The following is a 12,035-nucleotide window of genomic DNA, read 5'->3' as shown; positions in this document are numbered from 1 at the left end:
CGGTGTCCGGTTCGGGCCGGCGAGCATGCCCTGGTTTCCCGTCGTCAGTCTTCCCCGCTTGGCCTTCGTCGGCAATTGACGCAGATTGCCTGCCATGGAGCCTGCGGCGGACGAGGCGCGATGGAGGCAACCGGTGGCAAGAGGACGATTTCAGGTCGTGTGCTGCGGAATGGCGGGCGTGTTGGCCGTGGAGGCTCAGACGGCCCATGCCTTCCCGCGCCATTCCCATGAGCAGTTTGGGGTTGGCCTCATCGAGCGGGGCGCGCAGCGCTCGTTGAGCGGGCGTGGCGTCGTTGAAGCCGGGGCCGGCGACCTCATCACCGTCAACCCGGGCGAGGTCCATGACGGCTCGCCCATCGGGGACGCCGGGCGCACGTGGCGGATGCTCTATTTTGACCCGTCCCTCATCGCCGAGACGGCCTGCGACGTGCACGAGGGCCGGATGCGCACCTGCGAGTTCGTCCATCCCGTGCTACGAGATGATACCCCCGTCGAGGCATTCCGGGCGCTTTACCAGGCACTGACGGCACCCGCGGCAGAACGGACGGAACTGCGCCGCGATGAAACCCTTGCGGTTCTGGTGGATCGGCTCCTGCGCGAGCGCCCCTCGGACGATGTGCCAGCCGCTCCGGCTGCAATCCGCATCGCGCGGGAGGTCATCGATGACAATCCGGCGGCCTCAGTCACCCTGGCCGAACTGGCACATGCGAGCGGTCTGAGCCGGTACCAGGTGGTACGGGGTTTCTCGCGCGCATTCGGCTTGACGCCTCACACCTACCTCGTCCAGCGGCGCATCGACCTCGCGCGCCACCTCATCACGGGCGGGATGCCCCTGGCGGATGCGGCGGCAGCGAGCGGCTTCGCCGATCAGAGCCACATGACGCGGCACTTCGTGCGTCGCTTCGGCTTTCCGCCCGGCGCCCTTGCTGCGGCGGCGTGAACCCGATTCTGACAGGGCCTGCAATTTCGTTCAAGACACGGCGGCAGAGTACACGGCAGGGATAGACGGTGCGACATCCTCCACGTCCGAGCCCTGCCCATGATCCTTCGCTACTCCCCATCCGTACTGCGCGACTTCCCCGAACTCGCCACGGGCATGCTGCAAGTCGAGCGAATAACCCCGGCCGCGGACGCATCCGCGTCGGTGGCCCGTCTCCACGCTGCCGCGACTGGGAGACTCGCGGGCGGCTCGGAAAGCGACTTGCCCGAGGTGCAGGCCTGGCGGCGCGCCTTTGCCCGCATGGGCCTCAAGCCCACCCAATACCGCTGCGCCTCCGAGGCGCTCCTGCGGCGCTTCCGCAAGGAGGGCACGCTGCCTGCCCTTCACCCCCTCGTGGACCTCTGCAACGCCGCCTCCATGGCCTTCGCTATTCCCGTAGCGGTGTTCGACCTCGGTCAGGTCGAAGGCGCGCTGGAGGTTCGCCACGCGACCGGCACGGAGCGCTATGAGACGCTCGCCGGGGAGGTCGAGCACCCCAATCCTGGCGAGATCATCTTCGCCGACGAGGCAGGATCCGCGCATGCCCGTCGTTGGACCAACCGGCAGAGCGGGCGCTCCGCCGTGCGTGCCGGCACTTCGGCCGCTCTGATCGTCGCCGAGGCCCTGCACGGAACAGCCCGCGAGGACGTGAGCCGACTCACCCGGACACTCCAGGCCATGCTGGCTGAGGCTTGGCCCGCCGCGACCATCCTGGAGGTGCGCCAGCCATGAGCCCCGAGTTTATCCTCACCTCCCTGATCGTCGTGGCCTCCCCTGGCACCGGCGTGCTCGTCACGCTCGCCGCCGGACTGTCGCGCGGTGCCCGCGCGGCCATCGTGGCAGCTTTCGGCTGTACCCTCGGAATCGTGCCGCACATGCTGGCAGCCATCACGGGGCTTGCTGCGCTCCTGCACGCCAGCGCCCTCGCCTTTCAGATCATCAAATACGCCGGAGTAGCCTACCTGCTGTACATGGCCTGGATGACGCTTCAGGAACGCGGCACGCTGCGGGTGGAAGCGGAGGGAACACCGCGCTCGGACGCGCAGGTCATCTGGTCTGCGGTCCTCGTCAACGTGCTCAATCCAAAGCTTTCGATCTTCTTCTTCGCCTTCCTGCCGCAATTCGTGGGCGCGACTGAGCCCCAGCCTCTGAGGAGAATGCTCGAGTTGAGCCTCGCCTTCATGGTCATGACTCTTACCGTTTTCGTCCTCTATGGCGTGTTCGCCGCTGCGGTTCGCCGGCACGTGACCTCGCGCCCGAGCGTGCTGGCCTGGATGCGCCGCGCTTTCGCTGCCGCCTTCATGGCACTTGGAGTGAAACTTGCGCTGGCCGAGCGCTAATGGCTCCCATGATGCGAATTTCTGGGCGATCAGCTTGATCCAAGTGCCATACTGGGACGGTGAGACGCTGCGACACCTCTGCTTGTAAGATCGGATGTTTCCATGAAGCCCGAAGCAGCGAGACGGCAGAGGGCGAGTCGACCCCGGTGCTTCTTCCTGGCGTCGCACAGGCGCGATACTGGAAGGACACCGGGGAACCCCTGGCGCCCGAGTGATTACCAGGATCGTGCAGCAACAGTCTGAAACGTCGATCAACGGGATTTCCGCTACCTCGATCCTGTGGTCCCCTTGCCGTTCGGAGATCCTGACAGGCCGGGACCGACGCCATCCATTGCTGAGCACCCGCTCTCTTCCCCGAAGGCTGCACCCCTTCAGGCCTATTGACCTGAGACTTTAGCTCGCTCACTATGACATAACTAAAGCAAATAATACATAATTATAGAGCAAGAGGGTGACCATGAGGATCAGAGAAGCGTTGCTTTCCGGCTTGGCGATACTCGCATCAGGCCCAGTTCTGGCTCAATCAGGTGGAGGGGTCGTCAATGTGGCGACGATCGGCGAACCGCCGACCCTCGACCCTATGGTGTCCACGGCCGACTTGGTCGGTATTGTCACCCAGCATTTCTTCGAGACTCTCTTCACCTTTGACAAGGATTGGAAGGTCACGCCCCTCCTGGCGGCGTCGCTTCCGGAGGTCACCGAGGGCGGCAAGGTCTATACGATCAAGCTGCGGGACGGGATCAAGTTTCACGACGGCTCCGACATGACGTCCGAAGACGTCGTCGCCTCGCTCAAGCGCTGGATGGAACAGGGCTCGCGCGGCAAGCAGGTTGCCGGCAATGTCGACAAGCTTGAGGCCGTCGATCCGTCGACCGTGCGCATCACCCTGAAGACGCCGTACGCCCCTCTCCTGGCGCTCCTGTCCTTCAACAACTCTGCTGCGGTGATCATGCCGTCGGAGAAGATGGACGTGCCGATGAAGGAGCCGGTCGGCACGGGTCCGTACAAGCTGAAGGAGCGCAAGCCCGACCAGTATATCCAGCTCGTCCGCAACGATTCCTACAAGCCGCTCGATGGCGCCGGGAACGGTTATGGCGGCGCGCGCAAGCCGATCCTCGACGAAATCCGCTTCGTGCCCGTGCCGGATCCCAACACCCGGGTCGAGGGCGCGATTTCCGGACAATTCGACTACGTGGATTCCATCCCGGTTGAATCCTATGACCGCATCAAGAATCTGCAGACATCGAAGCCCGTCATCCTCAAGCCGTTCGGCTGGCCGGTCTTCGTGATGAACACGAAACAGGGCGTGATGGCCAATACCGACGCCCGCATGGCCGTGCGCCTGTCTCTCAGCATGGAGGACATGCTGGCCGCAGCTTTCGGCAACCCCGAGTTCTACTCCCTCGACGGAGCCATGTATCCCAAGGGCTATGTCTGGAACACGGATGCCGGCGTCGAAGGCCGGTACAACGTCGCCGATCCCGACAAGGCGAAGGCGCTCCTGAAGAAGGCCAATTACAGCGGCGCACCGCTGCGCATCCTCACCAGCCGCCAATACGAGTTCCACTACAAGATGGCCCAGGTGGCGGCCGAGTACCTGAAGCAGGCCGGCTTCACGGTCGATCTGCAGGTGGTCGATTGGGCAACCCTGACGCAGAGGCGCGGCGATCCGGCCCTGTGGGACATCTACATCACCCACAGCCCGTTCCTGCCGGAACCGGCCCTCATCGGCCAGCTCTCCGAGAGCTCGCCCGGCTGGTGGTCCAGCCCTGCGCGCAAGAAAGCCGTCGACGCCTTCAACACGGAGAGCGATCCGGCGAAGCGCTCTGCCCTCTGGGCCGAAGTTCAGAAGGTCATCTACGACGAAACGCCCAGCATCAAGATCGGCGACTTCAACGCCCTGTCGGCACAGTCGCCGAAGCTGGAAGGTATCGTGCCCGCGCCTTGGCCATACTTCTGGAACGTGTCGTTGAAGAAGTAAGCGAACGGCAAGCTGGGGAGCGCTTCTCCTGGCGCTCCCCGAACATTCACTTGATGCAGATCGACACATGAGCCGCTACATCCTCCAACGCTTGCTCGGCATGCTGGCCGTGATGTTCGTGGTCGTCACGATCGTGTTCATCATCGTGCGCATCGCCCCCGGCGATCCGGCCGCCGTCATGCTCGGCCCCGACGCGACGGCCCAGGACGTGGCGAGCCTGCGCACCCGCCTCGGCCTCGACCAGCCGCTCATCGTGCAGTACGGCATCTTCTTCGGGCAATTGCTGCAGGGCGATCTCGGGGAGTCCATCTTTCTCAACCGCCCGGTCCTCTCCGCCCTGGCGGATCGCGCCGAGCCGACCTTCTTCCTGACGCTATTCTCCATCGTCATCGCCGGCCTTATCGCCATTCCGGTCGGCATCCTGTCGGCCTATTGGCGCGGCTCGCTCTTCGACCAGACCGCCACGACGCTGGCCATGCTCGCGGCCTCCGTTCCGAGTTTCTGGCTCGGGCTGCTTCTGATCCAGTTCTTCGCCGTGCGCCTCGGCGTGTTCCCGGTCTCCGGATACGGCGGACCCGGCGCCGGGCTCGGCACACGGCTCTCCCATCTCGTGCTTCCCGCCCTGTCGCTGGGCATCGTGTCATCGGCCCTGATCCTGCGCTTCACGCGCGCAAGCATGCTCGACGTTCTGAACGACGACTACGTGCGCACCGCCCGCTCCAAGGGCATGGGCGAGTTCCGGGTCGTCATGAAGCATGCCTTCAAGAACGCGCTCATTCCGGTTCTGACCGTGATCGGCCTGACGGCCGCGCTCCTCGTGTCGGGCGCCGTCGTGACGGAAACCGTGTTCGGCCTTCCGGGCGTCGGCAACCTCGTCGTCTCGGCCGTGCTGCGGCGCGACTATCCCGTCATTCAGGGCGCGCTGCTGATCGTGGCGGCGCTCTATGTGCTCATCAACTTCCTGATCGACATGCTCTACCTGCTCGTCGACCCGCGGGTGCGCTACTGATGGCCGCCGTCAGCACCCCTGCCGTCTCCGAAGCGAGCTTCGTCTCGCGGCTGGTGACCCGCAAGACCGTCATGGTCGGGCTTCTCATCCTCGTGATCGTCGCGGCATTGGCGATCCTGGCGCCGCTGATCGCGCCGTACTCGCCAAGCCGCCTTTCCGTGGTCAACCGGCTCAAGCCGCCGAGCGGCATCTACTGGTTCGGGACGGACGAGTTCGGCCGCGACGTGTTCAGCCGGACGATCTATGCGGGCCGGCTTTCACTCCTCGTCGGCGCCTCGGTCGTGGCATTCGCGGCCGTTTTCGGGGTGACGCTCGGCCTCGTGGCCGGCTTCTTCCGTCGCCTCGACACGCCGATCGCCCGCATCATCGACGCCATGATGGCTTTCCCGGATATTCTTCTGGCCATCGCGCTCGTCGCGGCTCTCGGCCCGTCCCTCGTGACCGTCATCGTGGCGCTCGGGATTGTCTACACGCCGCGCCTCGCTCGCATCGTGCGGGCCTCCACGCTGGTTATCCGCGAGCTGCCCTATGTCGAAGCGGCCCGTGCGCTCGGAGTCCCGACCTGGCGCATCATGTCCCGGCACGTGCTTCGCAACCTCGTGTCGCCCATCCTCGTGCAAGGCACCTTCATCTTCGCCTATGCCATGCTGGCTGAAGCCGGCCTGTCCTTCCTGGGCCTCGGCGTCAGCCCCGAGGTGCCGACCTGGGGCACCATGATTGCGGCCGGGCGGCAATATATCGGACAGGCCGACTGGATGACGCTGTTCCCCGGCATCGCGATCATCCTGTCCGTTCTTTCCCTTCAGATGGTCGGCGACGGATTCCGGGATCTCCTCGATCCGCGCCTGAGAAAGGACCTTTGATCTCATGACGTTTCAAGAAGACTCCTCGCCCCTTCTGATCTCGGGCGTGAAGCCGGTGGGCTTCGGCCGGGGTGTGCCGCAGGAGACGACCGATATCCTGATCGGCGGTGACGGAAAGATCGCTGGCGTCGGTCATTCTCTTCAGGCACCGGAGAGAGCGCGCCGCATCGATGCCAAGGGAGCTTACGTCTCCCCCGGCTGGGTCGATCTCCATGCCCACGTGTGGCACGGCGGCACCGACATCTCCATCAAGCCGCAGGTCTGCGGCATCGAGCGCGGCGTGACGACCATCGTGGATGCGGGCTCGGCGGGCGAAGCCAATTTCCACGGCTTCCGGGAATACATCATCGAGCCTGCCAGGGAGCGCATCAAGGCCTTCCTCAATATCGGGTCGATCGGTCTTGTCGCCTGCAACCGCGTGAGCGAGCTCATCGACATGCGGTCCATCGACATCGACCGCACCATCGCGTGCGTCGAGGCCAACCGCGACATCATCATCGGCATCAAGGTGCGGGCGAGCGGCGTCATCGTCGGCGCCTGGGGCATCACGCCGGTGAAGATCGCCAAGAAGGTCGCCAAGATCCTCAAGCTGCCGCTGATGGTGCATGTGGGCGAGCCGCCTCCGGTCTTCGACGAGGTCCTCGAGGTCCTGGGTCCCGGCGACGTGGTGACCCACTGCTTCAACGGCAAGGCTGCGGCGAACATCATGGAGGACGAGGATCTGTTCCAGCTGGCGCAGCGCTGCGCCAACGACGGCATCCGCCTCGATGTGGGCCACGGCGGCGCCTCCTTCTCGTTCAAAGTGGCCGAACTCGCCATCCAGCGCGGCCTCCTGCCCTTCTCGATTTCGACCGACCTTCATGCGCGCTCCCTCGACAATCCCGTCTGGGACATGGGCACGACCATGTCGAAGCTTCTCTCGGTCGGCATGCCGTTCGAGGCCGTCATCGACGCCTCGACCAGGGCACCCATGGAGGTGATCGGCCTTCCGACGGAGAATCTTCTCTCACCCGGCACGCGAGCCGAGTTCACGGTGTTCGAGGTCAACGACAGCGATCTGCGCATCGTTGATTCCATGGGCTACAACGCGCACCTACCGCGCCTGATCGAGCCTATCTGGACCATTCTCGGACAGGAAGCCGTCAAGGCGAGCCGCTACGTCCCGCCGCGGAAATCCGCCCTGGAGAGCTCCGCCTGTCCGCATTGCGGTTGGATCAACGCCCGATGACGGAGCTTCCCGACGATACCGTGCTCAAGGTCTCTGACCTGCACACGCACTTCGAGCTCGGCAGCCGCGTCGCCAAATCGGTCGACGGCGTGAGCTTCGACGTGAAGCGCGGAGAGACCGTCGCGGTGGTCGGCGAATCCGGCTCTGGGAAATCCGTCACCAGCCTGTCGGTCATGCGCCTTCTCTCGTCTCCAGGGCGGATCGTGGGAGGCAGCATCCTCTACCGCACGAGCCAGGGTCAGGTGATCGACATCGCGGCCCTGCCGGAGCGGAAAATGCGCGCCATCCGCGGGCGCGAGATCGCCATGATCTTCCAGGAGCCGATGACGAGCCTCAACCCTCTCTACACGGTCGGCGACCAGATCGTGGAGATGATCAGGCTGCACGAACCGCTCTCGACGTCCGAGGCGCGCCGGCGTGCCAAGAAAATGCTGGACCTCGTGGAGATTCCCGCGGCCGACCGCAGGCTCGACGAGTATCCGCATCAGATGTCGGGCGGCATGCGCCAGCGCGTCATGATCGCCCTCGCCCTGTCCTGCAACCCCAACCTCCTGATCGCGGACGAGCCGACGACCGCTCTCGACGTGACGATCCAGGCACAGATCCTCGATCTGCTCCGCAGGCTGCAGCGCGAGATCGGCATGAGCATCCTGTTCATCACGCACAATCTCGGCGTGGTGGCGGAGATCGCCCATGACGTCGTGGTCATGTATACCGGCCGCGTGGTCGAGAAGAGCCCGGTCGGGAGCCTCTTCGAGCATCAGAAGCATCCTTATACGCGCGGCCTGCTGGCCTGCATCCCGAATGCATCGCGCGATCGCGACGAAGCCGGCGGAAGGCTGCGCCTCAATCCTATCCCGGGCAACGTGCCCCCTGTGACGGCGCTCCCGCCGGGATGCAGCTTCGCCCCGCGCTGCTCCTATCGCATCCCGCTCTGCGACGAGGCGCCGCCGCTCATGACGGCGGGTCCCTCGCATCTCAGCCGATGCTGGAGGCATGAAGCCCTATGAGCAGTGAAACCCTCCTGAGCGTCCAGGGACTCACCAAGCAGTTCCAGACCCGCAGCGGCACCGTGAAGGCGGTGGACGGCGTCAGCTTCGACGTGAAGCGCGGCACGATCGTCGGCCTCGTCGGCGAGTCCGGATCGGGCAAGACCACGGCCGGTCGATGCACGCTCCGTCTCGTCGAGCCCAACGAGGGGCGGATCGTGTTCGACGGCGTCGACCTGCGCACGTTGCCTGAGCGGGAGATGAGAGCCTACCGGAGTCGTCTCCAGATCATTTTCCAGGATCCGTATTCGAGCCTCAACCCCCGTCTCCGGATCGACCAGATCATCGGCGAAGCGATCGATATTCATCGTCCCGTCAGGGGCAGTGCCCGGCGGGATCGGATCGCCGAACTTCTCCAGAGAGTGGGCCTCAATCCCGATGCGGCGCGCCGCTACCCGCACGAGTTCTCCGGCGGACAGCGCCAGCGCATCGGCATTGCCCGTGCTCTGGCAGTGGAGCCCGACTTCATCGTGGCCGACGAGCCGGTCTCGGCCCTCGACGTTTCCGTGCAGGCCCAAGTCCTCAACCTGATCCAGGATCTGCAGCAGGATTTCGGCCTGACGATGCTCTTCATCGCGCACGACCTGTCGGTGGTGGAGTATCTCTGCGACGAGGTCGTGGTGATGTATCTCGGGCGCGTCATGGAGCGGGGTCCCAGCCGCGAAATCTACGCCATGCCGCGCCACCCCTACACGCAGGCGCTTCTCTCCGCGGCTCCGTTGCCGGATCCGAAAGCGAGCCGCCAGCGCATCGTCCTGAAGGGCGATATTCCGAGCCCGCTCAACCCACCGTCCGGCTGCGTGTTCCGGACCCGCTGCCGATACGCCATCGAGGCCTGTGCCGAGATCGTTCCTCCGCTGGAAGACGTCGGCTCGAACCATCACGTCGCCTGCATTCGTCACGGCGACTCCGAAGTGATTTCCCAAGGACTGACATTGTGAACGAAGTTCAATATCTGACCGCGTCGAACCCTTACGAGCGTCTGAAGGAACTGGGCATCGCATTGCCCAAGCCCCCAAGTCCGATTGCCAATTTTGTGACGCATGTTCAGGAAGGAAGCCTTCTGTTCCTGTCGGGCCAGGGGCCGCAGGAAGCCAGCGGCTATCTCCATACCGGCAAGGTCGGCCTCGATGTCGATGCGGAGGAGGCCTATGAACACGCCAGGTTGACAGGGATCAATCTGCTCGCCGTCATGCAGGACGCGCTAGGTGACCTGTCGCGCGTGAAACGTGTCGTGAAGCTCCTCGGTATGGTCAATGCAGCGCCCGATTTCGGCGAGCACCCCAGGGTGATCAACGGATGCTCCGATCTCATGATGGCTGTCTTCGGAGAGGCGGGCCGTCACGCCCGCTCCGCCGTGGGCTTCGGGTCCCTGCCCAACAACATCACGGTAGAGATCGAAGCCATCATCGCGGTCGAAGATTGAGGCGTTCCTTCATGCCCGGATCAGCGCCAGCCCAACGTCGCCTCGATCCGCTCGGCTGCCTTGCGCACCGCGTTGGTGTAGCGGTCGCGATCCTGCACGACCCGATGCTCCGGCAGCACGATGGAAATCGTCGCGATGCACTCACCCGAAGGCTGGCAGATCGGCGAGGCAATACAGGCGACGGAAAAGTCCGATTCATTGATCTGGATCGACAGGCGCTCCCTGAGCGCAGCCGCAGACGCCTCGGAGAGCGTCTCCGGGTTCGTGTTGGCGCGCCCCGTGGGCGATACCTTCGCGGCATGACGGAAGACCTTCAGGCGTTCCTCGTCGGGAAGATGACCGAGGAGCAGTCGGCCCGAGGCCGTCCAGTTCAGCGGCACGCGCGAGCCGACCTTGGACGTGACGCGGAAATGCCCAGGTCCGTCCGCCATGGCCATCACGATCATATGATCCCCGTCCCGGCCGCAGATCTGGATGGTTTCCTCCACCTCCCGGCAAAGGTCTTGCATCTCGTGCGTGGCGACGTTCAGGAAGTCGAGGGATTCGGCATAAGCCAGGCCGTAATGGTACAGGCGCGGCCCGAGCCAGACAGTTCCGTCGCTGCGCCGCTGCAGAAGCCTTTTCTCCACGAGATCCTCGATGATCACGTAGACTGTCGAGAGCGGCGCTCCAACCGCCTTGGCCACCGCATAGGCGCCGGCCGGCTTCATCTCCGCCTGAAGGAAATCCAGGATCTGCAAAGCGCGATCGATGCCGCTGACGCGGGCGCCGCGGCTACGCTTCTCGGGAACGGACGCATCCGCAGCCTCGGAAAACTTGGTGTCCACTGGATCTTCTCCCGGATCTTCAGAAATTGCGGCCCACCGTTACGGTGGGCCGCATGCCCTCACGTACTTCCTCAGTAATGGAATATACCCCATTCCGCCACCATAAAACATTGAGACAACGAGCTCCATGACCCAGAAAGACATTCGCCCTGACCTCGGCCTCCGCCCCATCATCAACGTATCAGGCACCATGACGTCGCTCGGCGCCTCCATCGTCGTGCCCGAAGCCGTCGCAGCCGTCTCGGCGATCCTTCCGCAATTCGTCGAGATCGGCGACCTGCAGAAGAAAGCGAGCCGCGTGATTGCGCGCCTCTGCGGCACCGAGGCCGGCTTCGTGACGGCCTCCTGCTCGGCCGGGATCACGCTTGCCGTTGCCGGAGCCATGACAGGCTGCGACCTTGCCGCGGTCGAGCGGCTTCCCGATACAGACCGTCTCAAGAACGAAGTGCTGCTCATGACCGGCCACATGGTCAGCTACGGCGCGCCCGTCGAGCAGGGCATTCGCCTTGCGGGCGCGAGGGTCGTGCCGGTGGGCCAAGCCACCTCGGCCTATGGCTATCAGCTCGACGGAGCCATCACCGAGCGGACAGCCGCCGCAGTCTACGTCGTCTCGCACCATACGGTGCAGTACGGCCTGATCCCGCTCAAGGAGTTCGTGGAGATCTGCCATGCACGGGGCGTGCCCGTGATCGTCGATGCGGCTTCCGAATACGATCTGAGGGGGTTCCTCGCCACCGGTGCCGATATCGCGCTCTATTCCTCGCACAAGTTCCTCGGCGGCCTGACCGGCGGCATCGTGGCCGGCCGAACTGAGCTCGTGCGCGCGACCTACATTCAGAACATGGGCATCGGTCGCGGCATGAAGGTCGGCAAAGAAGGTATCCTCGGTACGATCGCGGCTCTCGAGGCCTGGGAGAAGCGCGACCATGCGGGCATCCGCGAGCGCGAGACGCGCTATCTGGAACTCTGGGAACAGACCCTGTCCGGCCGCCCCGGCGTGACGCCGATCCGCGAGGCGGATCCGACCAACAATCCGCTCGATCGTCTGAAGGTCGCCATCGAGCCGAAGGGTGCCCACATCACGGCCTGGGATCTCGCCGATGCGCTCGCCTCGGGGCGCACGCCGATCATCGTTCGCGACCACGAGGTCGAGCACGGCTATTTCTATCTCGACCCGTGCAATCTTCATCCAGGACAGGAAACCGTCGTGGCCGAACGGCTCGTCGAGGAACTGGAGAAGGCCCGGCAGTCCAACGAGATCATTGCGACACCGCTGGAGGGGCGGCGCAACCGCTCCTCCCAGGCGATCATGCGCTGGCCTGATTGATCGGGA

Annotated in this window: 12 protein-coding genes; 11 read left to right on the top strand and 1 reads right to left on the bottom strand. The window is 64.5% G+C overall.

Going from position 1 to position 12,035, the window contains the following annotated elements; genetic code table 11:
* Positions 1–133: 133 nt before the first annotated feature.
* From VB672_RS08940 to VB672_RS08895, 10 genes are all read left to right on the top strand, one after another.
* Positions 134–940: an AraC family transcriptional regulator gene (locus tag VB672_RS08940; protein ID WP_329783835.1), complete on the top strand. Its 807-nt coding sequence runs from the start codon at positions 134–136 to the stop codon at positions 938–940.
* A 99-nt stretch (positions 941–1,039) separates the two neighbouring features.
* Complete coding sequence (locus VB672_RS08935) at positions 1,040–1,711, top strand: B3/B4 domain-containing protein (RefSeq protein ID WP_329783834.1); 672 nt, start codon at positions 1,040–1,042, stop codon at positions 1,709–1,711.
* Entirely contained in the window at positions 1,708–2,319 is a 612-nt protein-coding gene (locus VB672_RS08930) for a LysE family translocator (protein WP_329783833.1), read from the top strand. Before VB672_RS08935 ends, VB672_RS08930 begins: the two co-directional genes overlap by 4 nt.
* A 457-nt stretch (positions 2,320–2,776) precedes the next feature.
* Positions 2,777–4,300, top strand: coding sequence for an ABC transporter substrate-binding protein (locus tag VB672_RS08925; protein WP_329783832.1), 1,524 nt, complete (start codon positions 2,777–2,779; stop codon positions 4,298–4,300).
* 67 nt (positions 4,301–4,367) lie between these two features.
* The gene (locus tag VB672_RS08920; protein WP_329783831.1) at positions 4,368–5,309 is read left to right on the top strand and encodes an ABC transporter permease; all 942 of its coding nucleotides are present in this window, start codon (positions 4,368–4,370) and stop codon (positions 5,307–5,309) included.
* Complete coding sequence (locus tag VB672_RS08915) at positions 5,309–6,172, top strand: ABC transporter permease (protein WP_329783830.1); 864 nt, start codon at positions 5,309–5,311, stop codon at positions 6,170–6,172. Before VB672_RS08920 ends, VB672_RS08915 begins: the two co-directional genes overlap by 1 nt.
* Positions 6,173–6,176: 4 nt before the next feature.
* On the top strand, positions 6,177–7,400 hold the full coding sequence (locus VB672_RS08910; RefSeq protein WP_329783829.1) for an amidohydrolase/deacetylase family metallohydrolase: 1,224 nt from the start codon (positions 6,177–6,179) through the stop codon (positions 7,398–7,400).
* The gene (locus tag VB672_RS08905) at positions 7,397–8,410 is read left to right on the top strand and encodes an ABC transporter ATP-binding protein (RefSeq protein WP_329783828.1); all 1,014 of its coding nucleotides are present in this window, start codon (positions 7,397–7,399) and stop codon (positions 8,408–8,410) included. The genes VB672_RS08910 and VB672_RS08905 overlap by 4 nt, the downstream gene beginning before the upstream one ends.
* Complete coding sequence (locus VB672_RS08900; protein ID WP_329783827.1) at positions 8,407–9,390, top strand: ABC transporter ATP-binding protein; 984 nt, start codon at positions 8,407–8,409, stop codon at positions 9,388–9,390. Before VB672_RS08905 ends, VB672_RS08900 begins: the two co-directional genes overlap by 4 nt.
* Positions 9,387–9,875, top strand: a complete 489-nt coding sequence (locus VB672_RS08895; RefSeq protein WP_329783826.1) for a RidA family protein — start codon at positions 9,387–9,389, stop codon at positions 9,873–9,875. The genes VB672_RS08900 and VB672_RS08895 overlap by 4 nt, the downstream gene beginning before the upstream one ends.
* Positions 9,876–9,895: 20 nt before the next feature.
* On the opposite strand, the gene VB672_RS08890 is transcribed toward VB672_RS08895, so the two are convergent.
* Positions 9,896–10,702, bottom strand: a complete 807-nt coding sequence (locus tag VB672_RS08890; protein WP_329783825.1) for an IclR family transcriptional regulator — start codon at positions 10,700–10,702, stop codon at positions 9,896–9,898.
* A gap of 127 nt (positions 10,703–10,829) precedes the next feature.
* Here VB672_RS08890 and VB672_RS08885 point away from each other — a divergent pair, with 127 nt between their 5' ends.
* Entirely contained in the window at positions 10,830–12,029 is a 1,200-nt protein-coding gene (locus VB672_RS08885) for an aminotransferase class V-fold PLP-dependent enzyme (protein WP_329783824.1), read from the top strand.
* Positions 12,030–12,035 lie beyond the last annotated feature (6 nt).

The sequence above is a fragment of the Microvirga sp. CF3016 genome, from assembly GCF_036314085.1.
Classification (GTDB): Bacteria; Pseudomonadota; Alphaproteobacteria; order Rhizobiales; family Beijerinckiaceae; genus Microvirga.
This window is presented reverse-complemented; position numbering and strand designations above follow the sequence as displayed.

What these genes read in the sequence shown, in the direction of transcription:
- VB672_RS08900 (WP_329783827.1), top strand. Translation starts at nt 8,407, where the DNA reads ATGAGCAGTGAAACCCTCCTGAGCGTCCAGGGACTCACCAAGCAGTTC.
- VB672_RS08915 (WP_329783830.1), top strand. Translation starts at nt 5,309, where the DNA reads ATGGCCGCCGTCAGCACCCCTGCCGTCTCCGAAGCGAGCTTCGTCTCG.
- VB672_RS08910 (WP_329783829.1), top strand. Translation starts at nt 6,177, where the DNA reads ATGACGTTTCAAGAAGACTCCTCGCCCCTTCTGATCTCGGGCGTGAAG.
- VB672_RS08935 (WP_329783834.1), top strand. Translation starts at nt 1,040, where the DNA reads ATGATCCTTCGCTACTCCCCATCCGTACTGCGCGACTTCCCCGAACTC.
- VB672_RS08930 (WP_329783833.1), top strand. Translation starts at nt 1,708, where the DNA reads ATGAGCCCCGAGTTTATCCTCACCTCCCTGATCGTCGTGGCCTCCCCT.
- VB672_RS08905 (WP_329783828.1), top strand. Translation starts at nt 7,397, where the DNA reads ATGACGGAGCTTCCCGACGATACCGTGCTCAAGGTCTCTGACCTGCAC.
- VB672_RS08920 (WP_329783831.1), top strand. Translation starts at nt 4,368, where the DNA reads ATGAGCCGCTACATCCTCCAACGCTTGCTCGGCATGCTGGCCGTGATG.
- VB672_RS08925 (WP_329783832.1), top strand. Translation starts at nt 2,777, where the DNA reads ATGAGGATCAGAGAAGCGTTGCTTTCCGGCTTGGCGATACTCGCATCA.
- VB672_RS08885 (WP_329783824.1), top strand. Translation starts at nt 10,830, where the DNA reads ATGACCCAGAAAGACATTCGCCCTGACCTCGGCCTCCGCCCCATCATC.